The organism is Streptomyces sp. NPDC037054 (assembly GCF_055606745.1).
Genome location: NZ_JBVJSJ010000006.1, coordinates 430682 through 447801 on the forward strand (window position 1 = coordinate 430682; position 17120 = coordinate 447801).

General features: G+C 71.6%; 18 protein-coding genes and 1 pseudogene. 4 read left to right on the forward strand and 15 right to left on the reverse strand.

Translation table 11 applies throughout. The features are described 5' to 3' along the window. Nucleotides 1-72: 72 nt before the first annotated feature. The 4 genes from ACZ7D7_RS17610 to ACZ7D7_RS17625 form a co-directional block, all read right to left on the reverse strand. On the reverse strand, nt 73-609 hold the full coding sequence (locus ACZ7D7_RS17610) for a hypothetical protein (RefSeq protein WP_470825259.1): 537 nt from the start codon (nt 607-609) through the stop codon (nt 73-75). Further along, the gene (locus ACZ7D7_RS17615; RefSeq protein ID WP_470825260.1) at nt 606-1658 is read right to left on the reverse strand and encodes a TerC family protein; all 1053 of its coding nucleotides are present in this window, start codon (nt 1656-1658) and stop codon (nt 606-608) included. Before ACZ7D7_RS17615 ends, ACZ7D7_RS17610 begins: the two co-directional genes overlap by 4 nt. 142 nt (nt 1659-1800) lie before the next feature. Continuing rightward, nucleotides 1801-1926, reverse strand: a complete 126-nt coding sequence (locus ACZ7D7_RS17620) for a hypothetical protein (RefSeq protein ID WP_470825261.1) — start codon at nt 1924-1926, stop codon at nt 1801-1803. Next, a complete protein-coding gene (locus tag ACZ7D7_RS17625; protein WP_470825262.1) occupies nt 1926-2546 on the reverse strand; it encodes a universal stress protein in 621 nt (206 codons plus the stop codon). The genes ACZ7D7_RS17620 and ACZ7D7_RS17625 overlap by 1 nt, the downstream gene beginning before the upstream one ends. A 157-nt stretch (nt 2547-2703) precedes the next feature. Here ACZ7D7_RS17625 and ACZ7D7_RS17630 point away from each other — a divergent pair, with 157 nt between their 5' ends. Continuing rightward, nucleotides 2704-3048, forward strand: a complete 345-nt coding sequence (locus tag ACZ7D7_RS17630) for a helix-turn-helix transcriptional regulator (protein ID WP_470825263.1) — start codon at nt 2704-2706, stop codon at nt 3046-3048. 108 nt (nt 3049-3156) lie between these two features. On the opposite strand, the gene ACZ7D7_RS17635 is transcribed toward ACZ7D7_RS17630, so the two are convergent. Both ACZ7D7_RS17635 and ACZ7D7_RS17640 read right to left on the reverse strand, forming a co-directional pair. Beyond that, nucleotides 3157-3324: a hypothetical protein gene (locus ACZ7D7_RS17635; protein ID WP_470825264.1), complete on the reverse strand. Its 168-nt coding sequence runs from the start codon at nt 3322-3324 to the stop codon at nt 3157-3159. A 429-nt stretch (nt 3325-3753) separates the two neighbouring features. Continuing rightward, nucleotides 3754-4040 (reverse strand): annotated as a pseudogene (locus ACZ7D7_RS17640) (globin family protein); the annotation flags it as partial. Nucleotides 4041-4368: 328 nt separating this feature from the next. Between ACZ7D7_RS17640 and ACZ7D7_RS17645 the strand changes: the two are divergent. From ACZ7D7_RS17645 to ACZ7D7_RS17655, 3 genes are all read left to right on the forward strand, one after another. Next, nucleotides 4369-5274: a universal stress protein gene (locus ACZ7D7_RS17645; RefSeq protein ID WP_470825265.1), complete on the forward strand. Its 906-nt coding sequence runs from the start codon at nt 4369-4371 to the stop codon at nt 5272-5274. Between the two features lie 24 nt (nt 5275-5298). Next, complete coding sequence (locus tag ACZ7D7_RS17650) at nt 5299-6204, forward strand: universal stress protein (protein ID WP_470825267.1); 906 nt, start codon at nt 5299-5301, stop codon at nt 6202-6204. A gap of 67 nt (nt 6205-6271) precedes the next feature. After that, nucleotides 6272-7264 carry an Acg family FMN-binding oxidoreductase gene (locus ACZ7D7_RS17655; RefSeq protein WP_470825269.1) on the forward strand — a complete coding sequence of 331 codons (993 nt, stop codon included), beginning with the start codon at nt 6272-6274 and terminating at the stop codon, nt 7262-7264. A gap of 140 nt (nt 7265-7404) precedes the next feature. Here ACZ7D7_RS17655 and ACZ7D7_RS17660 read toward each other — a convergent pair whose 3' ends face one another. From ACZ7D7_RS17660 to ACZ7D7_RS17700, 9 genes are all read right to left on the reverse strand, one after another. Next, nucleotides 7405-7776 (reverse strand): Rv1733c family protein, encoded by a 372-nt coding sequence (locus ACZ7D7_RS17660; RefSeq protein ID WP_470825360.1) that lies wholly within the window; start codon nt 7774-7776, stop codon nt 7405-7407. A 297-nt stretch (nt 7777-8073) separates the two neighbouring features. Further along, nucleotides 8074-8424: a cupin domain-containing protein gene (locus tag ACZ7D7_RS17665; RefSeq protein WP_470825270.1), complete on the reverse strand. Its 351-nt coding sequence runs from the start codon at nt 8422-8424 to the stop codon at nt 8074-8076. An 11-nt stretch (nt 8425-8435) separates the two neighbouring features. Then, entirely contained in the window at nt 8436-9278 is an 843-nt protein-coding gene (locus tag ACZ7D7_RS17670) for a class I SAM-dependent methyltransferase (protein WP_470825272.1), read from the reverse strand. Between the two features lie 45 nt (nt 9279-9323). Then, entirely contained in the window at nt 9324-9605 is a 282-nt protein-coding gene (locus ACZ7D7_RS17675) for a DUF6457 domain-containing protein (protein WP_470825273.1), read from the reverse strand. Between the two features lie 61 nt (nt 9606-9666). After that, complete coding sequence (locus ACZ7D7_RS17680; protein WP_470825274.1) at nt 9667-10302, reverse strand: vitamin K epoxide reductase family protein; 636 nt, start codon at nt 10300-10302, stop codon at nt 9667-9669. Next, nucleotides 10299-11075 (reverse strand): respiratory nitrate reductase subunit gamma, encoded by a 777-nt coding sequence (narI, locus tag ACZ7D7_RS17685; protein ID WP_470825275.1) that lies wholly within the window; start codon nt 11073-11075, stop codon nt 10299-10301. Before narI ends, ACZ7D7_RS17680 begins: the two co-directional genes overlap by 4 nt. Next, nucleotides 11072-11884 (reverse strand): nitrate reductase molybdenum cofactor assembly chaperone, encoded by an 813-nt coding sequence (gene narJ, locus ACZ7D7_RS17690; RefSeq protein WP_470825276.1) that lies wholly within the window; start codon nt 11882-11884, stop codon nt 11072-11074. Before narJ ends, narI begins: the two co-directional genes overlap by 4 nt. After that, nucleotides 11881-13416, reverse strand: a complete 1536-nt coding sequence (gene narH / locus ACZ7D7_RS17695) for a nitrate reductase subunit beta (protein WP_470825277.1) — start codon at nt 13414-13416, stop codon at nt 11881-11883. The genes narJ and narH overlap by 4 nt, the downstream gene beginning before the upstream one ends. Next, the gene (locus ACZ7D7_RS17700) at nt 13416-17114 is read right to left on the reverse strand and encodes a nitrate reductase subunit alpha (protein ID WP_470825278.1); all 3699 of its coding nucleotides are present in this window, start codon (nt 17112-17114) and stop codon (nt 13416-13418) included. The genes narH and ACZ7D7_RS17700 overlap by 1 nt, the downstream gene beginning before the upstream one ends. Between the last annotated feature and the right edge of the window lie 6 nt (nt 17115-17120).

Consider the following 17120-nt stretch of genomic DNA (forward strand, 5'->3'; position numbering starts at 1 on the left):
GGGCGGATGCGCTGGGGCGTTGCCCGCCGGGGGAGCCGGGTTGCGGCGGTTGCACACCCGCGTTCGTGGCGTTCAGCGACCCGGTGGGGTGAAAGGCACGGGCGGATCGGCGTGGCGGGATGCGGTGGCCGTGCCGGGGATGAGATGCGGGCCGGGCGGGTGGACGGGCACGGAGGTGATGACGGTGGCGGCACCGGTGCGGGCCGCGAGCCTGGCCAGGGTGCGGGCGGGCAGGCGGTGGTAGGGGTTGGTGCGGGCGGGCAGCGCCACGACGGTGCTTTGGTAGTGGCCGGCGGCCATGAGGGCGTCGGAGTGGGTGGCGAGGACCGCGTCGGCCTGGTGGTTCAGGCGGCGCTGTCGGGCGATGTGGAGCAATGCGTTGAGGCTGAAGCCGGTGGAGCGGAAGGCCACGGCGGCGGTGATCTTCTGCCCGGTGCGGGCGGCGAGCCGCCCGACGTGGGCCGCGACGTCGCTGTCGGCGCGGGCCCCGGTGAGGACGGCCAGGACACGGCTGGCCGGGCGGCCGGGGAGCGTGTAGGTGTGGACGGCCGGGGTGCGGGGTGCGGCAGGCGGGGCGTGAACGTGCTGGCCTGGGGTCAGGGTGCTCATGACGGGGGCCCTTCCGTGCGGTGCGGGGTCGTGGAGGACGTGGCGGGACGGGTGCTGGTGGCCGGTGTCGGCTTGGCGGTCTCGTCCGGGTGGCCGGTGCCGTGCGGGGCGTCGCCGTTTGGTCCGCGGGTGGCGATCAGCGACCAGGCGATGGAGACGGTGATCGTGACGACGATGACGCCCAGCGTCAGGGGGATGGGCAGCTTGCCGACGGGGGTCTCGGACAGGATGAGCTTGACGCCGGCGAAGGCGAGCAGCACCGCCAGGCCGTAGTGCAGGTACGTAAAGCGGCGCAGCAGTCCGGCCAGGCAGAAGTACAGGCTCCTCAGGCCCAGAACGGCGAAGGCGTTCGCGGTCCACACGATGAACGTGTTGGTGGTGATCGCCAGGACGGCGGCGACGGAGTCGACGGCGAAGATGAGGTCGGTCGCCTCGATCGCGACCAGGACCACGAACAGCAGGGTGGCGACGCGCTTGCCGCTGGCCCGGATGAAGAACTTGTCGCCGTGGAACTTCGGATCGGTCGGGATGAGCTTCTTGACCAGGCGGACGACCGGGTTGCGGTCGGGATGGACTTCCTCGTCCTTGGAGACGGCCATCTTCCAGCCGGTCCAGATCAGGAACGCGCCGAACAGGTAGGCGGTCCAGAAGAACACCTGCAGCAGCTCGGCGCCGATGAAGATGAACACCAGCCGGAAGGCCAGCGCCCCGATCACGCCCCAGAACAGGACCTTGTGCTGGTAGGCGTCCGGCACCGCGAAGAACGAGAAGACCAGCGCGAACACGAAGACGTTGTCGATCGACAGCGCCTTTTCGATCAGATAGCCCGCGTAGTAGGTCGAGGACGCATCCCCGCCCTGCCAGGCCAGAAGGATGAGGCCGAAGCCGAGGCCGATGGCGATCCAGATCGAACTCCAGATCGCGGCCTCGCGGAAGCCGATCACGTGGTTGTCGCGGTGGGCGATCAGGTCGACGGCGAGCATCACGCCGATGCCGAGCGTGACCGCGGCCCACACCCACAGCGGGACGGCGAACGACAGTTCATTCATGGCTGATCGGCTTCCTGGGACGGAGACGGAGAGGACGGTGAAACGAGAAGGAGGGGGCGGGTGCCGGGCCCTGGCAGACATGCGGAGGGGTAGCCGGGCCCGGGCCGCCGATGGGGCTTCACATAGGCGCTCACCTCCCCGGTCACGCCGGTCGACGGAGGGTGGTGCGGCGGCGCGGGCGCATCGCGAGGGCGATGCACACACCGCCGACGGCCAGGTCCACCGCTGCGAGCAGCCACCAGGGGGCGAGCGCGGTCAGCGCGTCCATCACGCCTCCTCGGCCACCGGCCGGGCGGCGGCGGTGGGCAGGCGGCGCTGGGCGAGGGCCCACACGTTGCGTACCCCGGCCGGGGACAGGTCGGACGGTCCCAGGCCCGCGCCGCCGACCGACGCCGTGAACCGAGACGGGGCGACGGCGTAGACGAAGGGCCCGCCGCGTATGGCGGAGGCTTCGATCAGACTGTGCGCGTCGAGTCCGGCAGGTCCCCGGCTGGAGGCGACCACCAGGGGTGAGTGATGGCGGGCGGCCAGGGCCAGCACCCCGCCCGCGGCCCGCAGCCGCGGCTGTCCGCCGCCGTCGGCCGGGGTGCGGTGGGCGACCGGGATGTAGCCGACGCCCGCGGACCGCAGCCGGGGCAGCACCCGGGCCAGGAACATCCGGGCGGTGTCCAGGCCCGCGCGGTACGGGCCGGGGGCCCGCCGCTCGGCGGACAGCACGGCCACCAGCAGCACCGGCGCCTTGCGGGGGGCGGCCAGGCGGACCGCAGCGTCCACCACGGCGATGTCCTCGGGCCGGTTGGTCACCGGTGCGGTGACCGGATGCGGCAGTGAGACGGGCAGAACGGGCGTGCCGGAGGCGGCGGGACGGGTCAGGGTCGGGGCGGACATCGTGGCCCCCTTTCCGGGGGTCGGAGCCAATGGGCGGGTGTGTTCAGCGTCACCCGACCGTCTGATTCCCGTCAAGAGTTACGCGAAAACTATTTCGGCAATACTGTTTCGCGAAAGAAGCTTGTTCATGCGAAGCTGGCTTCGTAGGATGGAGTTCATGACTCAACCCTCCTCTGCCGCGCGCGGCGACCAGTGGACGTTCCTGACCAACCACGCCCGCGTCCTTATCGCCCTCGCCCGGGACCCCGAAGCGCGCGGACGCGACGTCGCCGACCGGATCGGCATCACCGAACGCGCCGTGCAGCTGATCGTCGCCGACCTCGAAGCGGCCGGATACCTCACTCGCACCCGCGTGGGGCGGCGCAACCGCTACACCATCGACCCCACCGTGGCCCTGCGCCACCCGGCCGAGGCCGACCATCCCGTCGGTGACCTGCTGACCACGTTCCTGCACCGCGAGGACACCCCCGCCGCCGACGCCGAGCGCGCCGCCACTTCCTGAAGCCCTGCCCGGTAGCCCCTAGCGGCGCCAGGGTGCGTGACATCGGCCCCGGCCGCCCTCCCCCCGTAGGGCGGTCCGGGGCCGGTCCCTTTGCTCGGTCGCTCGGCGTCAGGCGGGCGGGCAGGGCGCGGCCAGCGGCGCCCAGGGCACCGGTGGGGCAGCATGGACGAACGGGCCGCCGCGGATCGCCGCCGCCTGCATCACCGTGCACGCGTCCAGCCCCGCCGGCCCGCTGCGCGAGACCACCAGCAGCGAGCAGCCATGGGTGGTGGCCACGTCCAGCAGGCCCTTCGCCTCACACAGGCGCCCAGCCCCGTTCGCGGGACGGTGGTAGGCGGCCGGCTTGTAGGCGAGGCCGGCGCGGGCCAGGCGCGGCAGCGCCCGCCCCAGCACCGCTCGGGCCGCAGCCCCGTCCGGGCGGGGGCGCCAGCCGCGGCGGCAGCGGGGGCATCACGGCGATCAACAGCAGCGGCGCACCGCGGGCGGCGGCAAGCCGGACCGAGACATCGACCACGGTGGTGTCATCCAGGCGATCGGCCAGCGCCGCGGCCACCGGGAACCGCAGGCGGCCGGGCGCGGCGACGGCGTCACAAATCGGCGCTCTACCAGCGAGTGTGACGCCTTCACGTCACGCTGCTGGGGCTCCAACTCGGACAAGATCATTCCTTAGCGCCAACCGCTGTTCCATTGTTCTCCGAGGCCGTGGTCGTCGGTGACGCCGACCGCGCGTGCTTGTGGGCGATCCGGTCCAGCAGCGTGTCGGGGCGGATGTCGGGATCGTCGAGCAGCGTGGTCGCGAACCCGGCGATCGAGCCGGCCAGCGCGCGGCGCTGGGCTCCGCTTGCCTGGTTGCCGCGGTTGAACATCCCGTCGAGTAGTTCCGGCCGGTCGCGGAACATGGCGCCGTAGAAGCGCGTGGTGATCTCGTCGAGCGCGCCGGCCACGGCGGGCAGGGTGGCACGGACCACGGCGGCGGATTCTGCGGACAGCATGAAGCCTCCCGGGCAGGGGATGAGGTGTGAAGGGAAGCCGCATCGCATCGGGCGGCGGCTGTTCTGGGCGAACGCCGCCCCCGGCGACATCGCCGGGCACCCCGCTGCCCTCGCGCTGTGGACGACGGATCCCAGGGCGGCTTACTGATCGCGGCGCCACTTCGGACGTCGGCCGTCGCAAGCCCGGCGGATCTGTCGCCGCTGCCCCTGCCTACCAGTTCCCGGCTTGGGGCCCATCGGCCCCCGACCGGGGACCTGCGGTCTCTGCACGGTGCCGTTGTCCTACCGCCACCCTGTGATCGGAACCCCGATTCAGGAGGTGGACACCATGTCCCGCACCATCACAGTGGGCCTCGACGGCTCGTCCGAGAGCCGTGCGGCCGCCGAGTGGGCGGCCCGTCAGGCGAAGCTGCGCGGGCTGCCGCTGCGGCTGGTGCACGTCTGGGAGCCCGTCCCGGAGCCCATGGTGCAGGCCCCGCTTCTGGGTGCCGAGACGCAAGCGCACTGGAGCGAGCGGATTCCGCGCGAGGCGGCTGAAGGGCTCCGCCTGCGCCACCCTGGGGTGGACGTGGCCGTGGAGCAGATTCCGGGCCGGCCGATGGACGTGTTGCCCGAGACGGCGAAGGACGCTGAGCTGCTGGTCCTCGGCTCGCGCGGGCTGAGCGGGATCGGGGGATTCCTCGTCGGGTCCGTGGGCATGGCAGTCATCGCCCGAACCGAGACCCCCGTGGTCCTCGTGCGCTCCGGCGAACAGGCCGCGGACGAGCACGAGAAGGACCCGGCGGGCATCCCGTCCGCCGCCACGGCATACCGGCCCGTGGTGCTAGGCCTCGACACCGACCACCCCGATGACGCCGTGATCGCCTTCGCCTTCGAGGAGGCCACCCGCCGCGGCACCGTGCTGAAGGCCGTGCACGGCTGGAACCTGCCGCCCTACTTCGCCTTCGGCCTGCCCGCCGACCCTGAGCCCAACGCCGAACTGAGTCGACAGGAAGCCGCCGCTCTGGCCGAGGTGCTTCGCCCGTGGCGGCAGAAGTACCCGGACGTCGAGGTCGTCGAGGAATCCCGCTCCGGCAGCCCCGCCAACCACGTCATCGACGCCTCCCGCGAGGCATCGCTGGTCGTCGTCGGCCGCAGGATCCGCCGCAGCCCGATCGGCGCCCACATCGGACCCGTCACGCACGCCGTGCTGCACCACGCCACCGCCCCCGTCGCCGTCATCGCGCACGACTGAACGCCCTCAGGAGGAGTGGAGAGCATGAACGCACCGATCGAACGACCCATCGGAGCGCCCCTGGTCGTGGGCGTGGACGGTTCCGAGCCGAGCCTGCGGGCCGTCGACTGGGCGGCCGACGAGGCCGTACTTCGCGGGGCGCCGCTGCGGGTGGTGTACGCCTGCCTGTGGGAACGGTACGAGGGTGCCGCACTCGCCCGGGACATCGGCAAGCCGACCGCGCTGCCGTTGGCCCAGGACCTCGTCGGCGGCGCCGCTCAGCGGGCGCGCGCCCGCCACCCGGATCTGGAGGTGACCGCCGACGTGGTCTTCGAGGAGCCGGAGTACGCCCTGGTTCGTGAGGCGCGGAACGCCTCCGCGCTGGTGGTGGGCACGCGCGGCCGCAGCGGCATCGCCGAGCTGCTGCTCGGCTCCGTCAGCCTGGCCGTCGCCGCCCATGCCGACTGCCCGGTGATCGTCCTACGAGGCAGCCACGACAACCAGGCGACGCCGCCGGTGCGCGGTCGCGTTGTCGCGGGCGTCGGTGACGACGCGAAGGATTCGGCGGCCGTGCGCTTCGGGGTCGAGGAAGCACGGCGGCGTGGAGTGACTCTGGAGGCCGTACGGGCCTGGCGGTGCCCGGCGCACGAGACCACCGACCACCCGCTTCTGGCCGGTGAGCCCGCCCGCCTGCACGAGGAGAAGGCGGCCCAGGAACTGGAAGAGGCATTGCAGGACGTCCCGGTGGACGTCGAAGTACGCCGGCGCACTGTCGAAGGCCATGCCCGGCGGGTGCTGGTCGACGCCTCGCACGACGCCGACCTGCTGGTGGTCGGCGCCCGGCGTCGCGAGGGTCAGTGGGGACTCCAGCTGGGGCGGACCGCCCACGCCGCGCTGCACCACTCCGCCTGCCCCGTCGCCGTCGTTCCGCACCGGGACCACGACGTCTGACCGGCCTCTCAGAGGCTCGCCGCGTGATCGGGGACGTAAGTCTGCGCTCACCTGCGAGGAGGATGCCATGGCAAAGCGACCACTCGACGAGAAGACGGTGACCATGCTGGTGGCCGAGGCCACCGCGGCGCCGTCCATGCACAACGCGCAGCCGTGGCGCTTTCGCCACCTGAGCGGCGATCGTGTGCTGCAGTTGCGGGCCGACCCCGAGCGGGCCATGCTCCGGTCCGATCCCGACAACCGGGCGCTGCACATCGGGTGCGGGGCAGCGCTTTTCAACCTGCGCGTCGCGGCTGCGCACGCGGACCTCGCCCCGGAGACGACGCTGCTGCCCGAGCCGGACGACCCGCTGCTGCTCGCCGCAGTCCATCTGGCCGATCCGCCTGGAAGCGCCCGGGACGAGGAACTGGCGCGGCTGCACCCGGCGATCCGGCACCGGCACACCAGCCGCCATCCCTTCGTCGAGAAGGACATCCCCGATGACGTGCGGGCCACCTTGCAGGACGCGGCGGCGCGCGAGGGAGCCGTGCTGCTCTTCCCCGGCGCGTGGCATATCGAGACCGTGCTCGACCTGGTCCGTGACGCCGAGAGTCGCGGCACACTGGACCCCGACGCCAACGTGGACCTGGTTCGCTGGACCCGGCTCGGGCCGGGGGCGGACACCGCTGTCGACGGAGTCCCCGAGTACGCCTTCGGCCCGCGCAAACGGGACGGCAGGGCCCCCGTACGGGACTTCACCGGGCGGCGGCCTGTAGCCGACCGTGGCACCACCACCTTCGAGCACACCCCGCACCTCGCCCTGCTAAGCACTCCCGGCGACGGCCGGGCCGACTGGCTGCGCGCCGGTCAGGCTCTGGAGCGAGTCCTGCTGGAGGCCACCTTGGTCGACCTGGCCACCTCTCTGACCTCCCACGCCCTGGAAGACCGCGAGCTGCGCCTGCTGACCCGCGACCCGACATCGGGCACCGGGCAGGTCCAGATGGTGCTGCGGCTTGGTTACGGGCCGCGGGGCCCGGCTACCCCCCGCCGCCCGGTAAGGGACGTACTGGAGACCGCGTAACCGGGCACGGCGGCGGCTTGTGCGACGTACCGGGACGCGCCCAGGGCAAGGGACGTAGCGGCGGGCATGGCTGACCGCAGCCCTCGCTCCTCTCGGCATCTCCGTGGTGAAGGCGTACACGGGCCCCGCTGGCGGAAGCGTTACGCGTGCCGGTGGCCCCGGCCGGCGTTGGACTCGGCCCAGGCCCGGTCCCACTGCGCCCCGCGGCGCACATCCAGTCGTACCCGGGCGACCCACCAGCCGCCCAGCACCAGTACGCAGGTACCCGCTCCGGCGGCTGCGCCGAGGGCTGCTCCCCGCGACCTGGCCTGTGCCGGGGTGGGTGGTGCGGGACGAAGCCGGCCCTCCTCGTCGAGCCACACCGTGGTGGACGCGCCCGCCTTGCTGCCCGCCGACACCAGGGCTTCACCGGTCTTGAAAGAGCCGTCGGGCCTCGCCCGCCGTACGGTCGCCCGCACCTGGCCGTCCGCCATGCCGGAGAACCGTGACGGTGTCGCGGGGACGTCCTCGATGGGTTGCGCGCCAGCGCCAGAGCCACACTCCTCCTGCCTGTTTCAGCATGGGTGCATCCTTCCGAGCGCGACGGACCTGAACATCGCACCGCTGCGGTGGCGGATCGCCGATCGATGGCGGCAGGTACCGACAGGGCCGTCGGGTAAGGGCCGTTCGGCCCCGTTGCGAAGGGCCGGCCGGCGCCAATCGGTTGCCGAAGCACCGCCGGGCACAGTGCCGTTCATGACAGACGGAGCACCTGACGGTGCAGGTGCTCATCAAGTGGGCGCCCCATCGCGCTGGCGGCCGGGCGTCGGTCACGCGGCGGAAGGCGCCCCGGACGCGGAGGACTCCGGGGCCGACAGCATGGTCAGCAGCATGACGCTGGGCTCGGTGGCGCGCACGGTGTGCGGCAGCCGTGCGGGCAGGTGGACCCAGCTCCCGGGCTTGGCCTCGGTCCTCTCCTCGCCCAGGACGAGGTCGAGGCGGCCCCGCACGACTTGGATGACCACGGGCAGGGCGGAGGTGTGCTCGGTGAGTTCCTGGCCGGCGGCGAAAGCGAAGCCGACCACGCGCAGTCGGTCGTCGCGGTACAGGACGCGGCTGAGGGTGCCGTCCTCGGGCACGGTCAACTCGGCGGCCAGGTCGGCGACAACAGTGGCGGGCATGGGGTGCCTCCTCAGAACTGGGACGGGGTCGGGACGGCGAGCAGGCTGATGGCGCCCAGGTGGGCGCCGTGGCGGCGGAAGACGCGGCGCATGTGCATCACACGGCGCAGGGCGGCCGGGTTCCGCAGCGCCCGGCCGGCGATGCGCAGGGCGGGGAACAGGCCTTCGTCGGCGACGAGTCGGCGCGGTTCGAGCAGGGCCATGGGCGCGGTCTTGCGGGCGGTGACGGTGAAGCCCTCGTCGGCGAGGAGTTCACTCCAGCCGGTGGGCGTCAGGGGGCGGGCGCCGACGTGGATGGCGTCCTGCAGGTCCGCGGTGATGCGGTCGGCGAGGGACGGATCGAGATCGTCGGGCAGGAGGCACAGTTCGTGGATGGCGTACCGGCCGGAGTCGTCGAGGAGGCGCCGTGCTTCCCGTACGACGCGCCGCTTCGCGGGACAGGGCTGCATGGTCAGCATCGCCTCGCCGTACACGACGGTGGCGTCGCCGTCCGGCAACCCGGTGTCCGCGGCGTCCGACCGTACGGCACGCACTTTGGTCGGGCCGGGGGTGGCGAGGGCACTGAGCGCGGCCACGGCGGCGGGGTCGCGGTCGACGGCGGTGTAGGTGGCCGGGCGGCGGGCCAGGGTCAGCCGGGCTGTGGCCCCCAGGCCGGCGGCCAGTTCCACCACGCGGTCCTCCGGATCCACGCCCAGGGCGTCCAGCATCCACCGGGTCAGCTCCACACCGCCAGGGCGCAGGACGCGCTTGCCCAGGCGGGCCAGCAGCCAGTGGCCGGGCATGCGCGCGGCGTCCAGTCCGTCGCCGGGAACAGGGATGTGCTTCTGCAGGGCCGAATGGTCCGTCGCTGCCATGCGCGTGCCTCGCTCTCTGCCTGCGTCCGTACTACTTAGGTGAGCCTAACCTGGAATGGTGGTGGAGTGCCGGGGCCGAACGTCCCGATCGCAGGGCCCAATGGTCCGTCGGCAGGCGGCTTCGGCGCCGCCAGGCGTTGCCGGACGAGCTGCGGGACAACTGACCACCGCGTCAGGACCGCCGCCGGCCTCCCCCGCCGTGTACCCGACCAGGAAGTCGTCAGGGGGGGTGGCAGGCCGGGCGACGCCGTGAGCGGCATCGCCCGCGTGGTCGATGCCTGGCGCGGCCTCGAGGGACGCCGTCCACTCCTTCGGTACGTCGTCCATGATCAATGCTCTCTGGTTCGCGCTGCCTGTGTGCGGCTGGCGCGGTGTGATCGCACGTCTGTCACAGCAGGCTGCTCCAGTACGGCCAGAAGCGGGTGAGGACGAGCAGCGCGATCACCCCGTACCAGGCGCCGAGCAGCATCCAGTGCGTGTCCCGGACGACCTCCAGGACACCCCCGGGCGCGGGGACGGTTCCCTGTTCCAGGCAGTGCAGGGTGACGTACCAGAACAGGGCGATGGTGACGACCCAGACGACGGCGCAGTAGGGGCAGATCTTGTTCAGCTCGTAGAGGCACTGCCGGATCAGCCAGTGCACGAACGCCACGCCCACCAGCGCACCGGCGTCGAGCGTGAGCCACAGCCGGCGGTGCAGGCGTGCCCCGGAGAGTACGGCGATGCCCAGGGCGGTCACGGCGGCGAAGGCGCCCAGTCCGAGCAGCATGTTGGGGAAGCCGAGCAGGCTGCCCTGCGGGCTGGACATGGCGCTGCCGCAGCTCACGACGGGGCTGAGGTCGCAGGGCGGTTGGTAGCCGGGATCGCGGAGCAACCGCCAGTCGTCCACGGTGAGTCGGAAGGAGGCGAGCCAGCCGACGGTCCCGGTGAGGACCATCACCCATCCCGTCCGGCGGCTCGCGCCCACTGTCCGTGGGCGCCGGGCGGTCGTGGCGTCCGGCGCGAGCGCGGGTCCGTGGCTCATGCGGCTCGTCGGGAGCCGGAGGCAGGCCGGGGGCGGCCAGGTGCCGTCGGAGCCGAGGCCCGTGTGGCTCGCCGGCGGTAGACCAGGTACGGCCGGGCGAGGTATCCGATCGGGGCGCTCCACACGTGCACCAGGCGGGTGAACGGCCAGGCCGCGAAGAGCAGGAAGGCGCTCAGGGCGTGCAGTTGGAACAGCAGCGGTGCGTCGGCGATGGCCTCGGGCCGGGGTTGGAGGACGAACAGGCCGCGGAACCATACGGAGACGGTGGAGCGGTAGTCGTATCCGGCGCCGAAGACGTTGTGGGCGGAGGTGGCGGTGATGCCGAGCAGGACGGTGGCGGACAGCAGCGGGAAGAGGAGTTTGTCGCTGCGGTCGGTGCCGAGTCGGATCCGGCGGGTCAGCAGTCTGCGGGCGCACAGCATGCCCAGCCCGGCGACCATGGCGACGCCGGCCACCGAGCCCGCCCAGACGGCCGTGGTGTGGTAGGCGTGCTCGCTGATGCCCACGGCCTCGGTCCACGAATCGGGGATGGCGAGCCCCACGACGTGCCCGGCGATCACCATGAAGGCGCCGAGGTGGAACAGCGGGCTGCCCCAGCGCAGCCAGCGGTGTTCGAGGAGCTGGGTGGTGCGGGAGGTCCAGCCGAACTGGTCCTGGCGGTAGCGCCAGACGTGTCCGACGGCGAACACGGCGAGGCAGATGTAGGGGATGGCGACCCACAGGAGCAGGTCGGCGCCGCTCGCTGCGGCGAGAGGGGATGGAGCGGCGCTCATCGGGGACCCTCCGGGTTCACGGGGATGGACAGGGGCGGCATGAGGGTGGGCGGTGCCTGCTCGGGTGGTACGAACGCGTCCGGCGGCGCGAACTCGCCCGCCCCGTAGGGGTCGAGGCCGACGTCCTCGTTGGGCGGGCCCTGCGCGGCCAGCTCGGCCACCGCCCGCAGATCGGCCTCGGTGGGCGGCGGCAGAAGGGTGAGCAGGGCGGCCAGGACGTGGCGGTAGGGGGAGTCCGCGTCGGTCAGGGCACGCAGGATCAGTTCGAGCCCGCGCCGGTGCTGGCGCAAGGGTGCCTCGCCCGCCCGTGGGCCGCCGAGCGCGGCGAACTCCAGGACGACAGGGAGGTGATCGGGCAGTTCGCTGCCGTCGGTGTCCCAGCCCGCTGCCCTGTACCGCTGGTTCAACGTGAGCAGGGCCATGCCGCGACGGCGGGTGTCGCCGTGCAGGTAGTAGGTGAGGTAGAGGCTGCTCTTGCGGCGCAGGTCGAACATCTCGACGTAGTGGCGTTCCAGCGCCTGCGGCTCCGCGTCGGTGAGCCAGGTGGTGAACGCGGTCAGGTGCCCGGTGGCGGGGGAGGGCGGTAGTGCTTTGACAGTCGCCGTCAATTCGGTGCGGGCGGCGGTGAGTTCGGTGTCCGGGTACTGCAGCAGCAGCGAGCACAGCCGCAGCAGAAGCGCCCGGTCCTGAGCCTCCTCCGGCGTGAGCAGGGCCGGACGTCCCGGGCGGGCTGCACGGCCAGGGCGGCGTACCGCGGCCCGGACGCGGGAGCGGATGATGGCGGGAACGGTCGTCGGCAGCGGGCTCACTGGTGGCCTCCGGCTGGTGCTTCGGACGTACGGCGGCGCAGGGTGGGGATGCCGAGCATGACCTTGCGAGGCTCGGCCGGCTCGGCGGACTCGACCGGGCAGCGGCTCTCCATGGCGGTCAGCGCTGCCGCGTCCTCCTTGTGGGCGGCGGGGACGACGTACCGGTCGGCGTACTTGGCGACGGCGAGCAGCCGGTGCAGGTCCTCCGCCTCACGCACCGTGAGTCCGACGGCCTTGAGCACCGTCTCGTCCCCGTCCTCCCCGAGGGTGCGCTCGCGCATGTAGGAGCGCAGCGCGGTGAGTTTCATCAGCACCCCGCCGACCACATCGGTGTCCCCGGCGGTGAACAGCTCGGCCAGGTATTCCAGCGGGATGCGCAGCCGGGTGACGGCGGCGAAGACGTGGTCGGGGTCGTCCTGGTTGCCGCCGGCCGCGTCGACGGCGTCGAGCACGGGCGAGAGCGGAGGCACGTACCAGACCATCGGCATCGTCCGGTACTCCGGATGCAGCGGCAGCGCCACCTTGTACCGCATCACCAGGTCGTACACCGGGGACCGGCGGGCCGCCTCCAGCCAGTCCTCCGGTATCCCCGACTCCCGTGCCGCCGCGACGACTTCGGGGTCCTGCGGGTCGAGGAAGACGCCGCGCTGGGCTTCGAGGAGGTCCGTCTCGTCGGGTGTCGCGGCGGCCTCGCCGACGCGGTCCGCGTCGTACAGCAACAGCCCCAGATAGCGCAGCCGTCCCACACAGGTCTCCGAGCAGACGGTGGGCTGGCCGGCCTCGATGCGCGGGAAGCAGAAGGTGCACTTCTCGGCCTTGCCGGTTGCGTGGTTGACGTACACCTTCTTGTACGGGCACGCCGTCACGCACATCCGCCAGCCGCGGCAGCGGTCCTGGTCGACCAGGACGATGCCGTCCTCGACCCGCTTGTACATGGCGCCCGACGGACACGCCGACACACAGGCCGGGTTGAGGCAGTGCTCGCACAGGCGGGGGAGGTGGAAGAGGAAGGTCTGCTCGAACTCGAACTTGACCTTTCGCGCCCACTCACCGCTGAGGTTGGGGTCGCCGTCGGCGTTCTCGGGTGCGCCACCCAGGCCGTCCTCCCAGTTGGCGCCCCAGGTGATGGCGGTGGGCTTGCCGGTGAGGACCGAGCGCGGGCGGGCGACGGGGATGTCCTTCCCGGCAGGAGCGCTGACCAGGTTGTCGTAGTCGTAGGTGACCGGCTCGTAGTAGTCCTCGAGGCTGGGCAGGTCCGGGTTGGAGAACAGCGACAGCAGGCGTTTGACGCGACCTCCGGAGCGCAGGACGAGACGCCCGCGCTTGTCGAGCATCCAGCCGCCCTTCCACTGCTCCTGGTCCTCGTAGCGGCGGGGGTAGCCGACGCCGGGCTTGGTCTCGACGTTGTTGAACCAGGCGTACTCGACGCCGGTGCGGTTGGTCCACGTCTGCTTGCAGGTGACCGAGCAGGTGTGGCAGCCGATGCACTTGTCGAGGTTCATCACCATCGCGATCTGGGCCATGACCCTCATCAGTAATCGACCTCCTGAGACCGCCTGCGGATCACGGTGACCTCGTCGCGTTGGTTGCCGGTCGGTCCGTAGTAGTTGAACGCGTAGGTGAACTGGGCGTAGCCGCCCGCGAGATGGGTGGGCTTGAGCAGGAGCCGGGTCAGGGAGTTGTGGATGCCGCCGCGCCTGCCGCTGACCTCGGTTTTCGGCACGTTCACGTTGCGGTCCTGGGCGTGGTACATGTACACGGTTCCCTCGGGCATGCGGTGGGTGACCACTGCCCGCGCGGCGACGACGCCGTTGCGGTTGTACGCCTCGATCCACTCGTTGTCCCTGACGCCGATCTTCTCGGCGTCGGCGGTGGACATCCAGATCACCGGGCCGCCGCGGGACAGGTCGAGCATGTACTTGTTGTCCTGGTAGTTCGAGTGGATGGACCACTTCGAATGCGGGGTCAGATAGCGGACGGTGACCTCTGCCCGGCCGCCCTCGTGCAGGTGCTCGTCGCCGTAGTGCCGGGGCGTGTTCAAGGGAGGCCGGTAGACCGGGAGTTGCTCGCCCATCTCCGTGATCCAGTCGTGCTGGACGAAGAAGTGCTGGCGGCCGGTGAGGGTGTGCCAGGGCTTGAGGTGCTCCACGTTGATCACGAACGGCGAGTAGCGGCGGCCACCGGTCTCACTGCCCGACCACTCGTACGACGTCATCACGGCGCGGGGCTGGGTGCGGGTGTCGGCGAAGGTGATCCGTTCGGCCTCGCGCTCGGCGGCGAGTTCCACCAGCCCTTCGCTGCCGGTCTGCCGCTCCAGTGCGCGGAAGCCCTCGGTGGCCAGGCGCCCGTTGGTGGTGCCGGACAGAGCGAGGATCGCCTCACACATGCCGGTGGCGGTGGCGAGGGAGGGACGGCCCGCTGCGATTCCGTCGCGGACCGTGCCGTTGCGGCGGCGCAGTTCGTCGATCTCCCGGTCCGGGTGGACGGTAATGCCCTTGGTGGTCGTGCCGAGCTTGTCCAGGAGCGGGCCGACGGCGCGCATCTTCTGTGCGACGGCCGCGTAGTCCCGCTCGATGACGACGAGCTTCGGCATGGTCCGGCCGGGGACCGGCTCGCACTCGCCGGTCTTCCAGTCCCGTACGACCCCGCCCGGCTGGGCGAGTTCGTCGGGGGTGTCGTGCAGCAGCGGCACGGCGAGGACGTCGGTGCGGGTGCCCAGGTGCTCGGCGGCCAGTTCGCTGAACCGGTCGGCGATCGTCAGGAACGTGTCGTAGTCGGTTCGGGCCTGCCAGGGCGGGGCGATGGCGGGGGTGAAGGCGTGCACGAAGGGGTGCATGTCCGTGCTGGACAGGTCGTCCTTCTCGTACCAGGTCGCGGCCGGCAGGACGACGTCGGCGAGCAGGCCGGTGGACGTCATCCGGAAGTCGACCGTGACCAGCAGGTCGAGCTTGCCCTCGGGTGCCTCCTCACGCCAGACCACGTCCTGCGGGCGGTGCTCGGGCGGGGTCTCCTCGGAGCGGACCGCCGCGTCCGTGCCCAGCAGGTGGCGCAGGAAGTACTCGTTGCCCTTGCCGGAGGAGCCCAGCAGGTTGGCCCGCCACACCGTCAGCACCCGGGGGAAGTTGGCCGGGTCGTCCGGGTCCTCGGCGGCGAACCGCAGCCGCCCCGACTTCAGCTCCTCGACGACGTGCTCGGTGACCTCCTTGTCCTGCGCCCGCGCCTCGTCCGACAGGTCGAGCGGATTGCGGTTGAAGCCGGGGTGACCGGGCGTCCAGCCCAGCCGCACGGCCTGCGCCAGACAGTCGGCGAACCCCTTGCCCCGGAACCGCCCCTTGCCGAGCGGCGAGGCCAGCTCGTCCGGCCCGAAGGCCTCGTACCGCCACTGGTCGGAGTTGAGGTACCAGTACGAGGTGCCTGCCATGTGCCGGGTGGGACGCTGCCAGTCGAAGGCGAAGGCCAGGTGTTGCAGGCCGGTGATCGGGCGGATCTTCTCCTGGCCCACGTAGTGCGCCCAGCCGCCGCCGTTGACGCCCTGGCAGCCGGTCATCGTCACCAGCGCGAGAAAGGCCCGGTAGATGGTGTCCGAGTGGAACCAGTGGTTCGTGCCGGCACCCAGTGCGATCATCGAACGGCCCTTGGTCCGTTCGGCGTTGCGGGCGAACTCCCGGGCGATCCTGGCGGCCTGCTCGGCAGGCACAGAGGTGATCGTCTCCTGCCAGGCAGGGGTGTAGGGCTGCGAGGCGTCGTCGTACGACGACGGCCAGCTGCCCGGCAGACCGGGGCGCCGCACCCCGTACTGGGCGAGCATCAGGTCGAAGACGGTGGTGACGAGCCGACCGCCGATCCTGCGGACGGGCACCCCGCGCACCATGACCGAGCCGCCCTCCGTGTCGCCCTCGTCGAAGCGGGGCAGGGTTACGGCCACGGTCTCTTCCGCACGGTCGAGCAGACTCAACTCGGGCACGGTGTCGCCCAGGTCGAGGTTCCAGCGGCCCGGCTCGGCTTCCCCCCAGCGGAAGCCGAGCGAGCCGTTCGGCACGACCGGTCGTCCGGTGACCGAGTCGAGGAGAACGGTCTTGGACTCGGCGTGTTCCGTGTCGCGGCCGAGGTCGGCGGCGGTCAGGAACCCGTCGGGGACCAGGCCGTGGGCGTTTTCCCGCAGGCTCACCAGGAACGGTGCGTCGGTGAACTTGCGCAGGTAGTCCTGGAAGTAGGGCACTTCACGCTCGACCAGGAACTCGCGCAGGATCACATGCCCCATGGCCATCGCCAGCGCCCCGTCCGTGCCGGGGTGCGGGGCCAGCCACTCGTCGGCGTGCTTGACGTTGTCGGCGTAGTCGGGGCTGACCGCGACGACCTTGGTGCCGTTGTAGCGGGTCTCGGTCAGGAAGTGCGCGTCGGGCGTGCGCGTGACGGGGATGTTGGAGCCCCACATGATCAGATAGCCGGCGTTCCACCAGTCGGCGGCCTCCGGTACGTCCGTCTGGTCGCCGAAGACCTGCGGCGAGGCGATCGGCAGGTCGGCGTACCAGTCGTAGAACGACAGCAGCGTGCCGCCGATCAGCGACATGAAGCGGGCGCCTGCCGCGAAGGACGCCATGGACATCGCCGGAATCGGGGAGAAGCCGGCGACGCGGTCGGGACCGTACGCCTTGACGGTGTGCACATGGGCGGCGGCGATCAGCTCGCTCACCTCGTCCCACTCGGCGCGCACCAGGCCACCCTTGCCGCGGGCCCGCTTGTAGGCACGGGCCTTGGCCGGATCGGACGTGATCTCGGCCCAGGCGGCCACCGGGTCACCCAGCCGCTCACGGGCCTCGCGCCACAGCTTCAGCAGCTCGCCGCGCACGTACGGGTAGCGCACCCGGCTGGGGGAGTAGGTGTACCAGGAGAACGAGGCGCCGCGGGGGCAGCCGCGGGGCTCGTACTCGGGGCAGTCCGCGCCGATCGACGGGTAGTCGGTCGCCTGGTGCTCCCAGGTGATGATCCCGTCCTTGACGTACACCATCCACGAGCAGGAACCGGTGCAGTTGACGCCGTGCGTGGAGCGCACGACCTTGTCGTGCGCCCAGCGGTCCCGGTAGAAGCCCTCCCAGTGCGGATCGCCTGTGCCGAACACGGCGCGTCCGTCGGCGGACACCTCGCGGCGGGTGAGCAGTCTGCGGGCGGCCATCGGCCAGCCCTCACCGGCGCGCGGCGCCTGAGGCCGTGCTTTCTGATCGTTCTCCATGGCCCG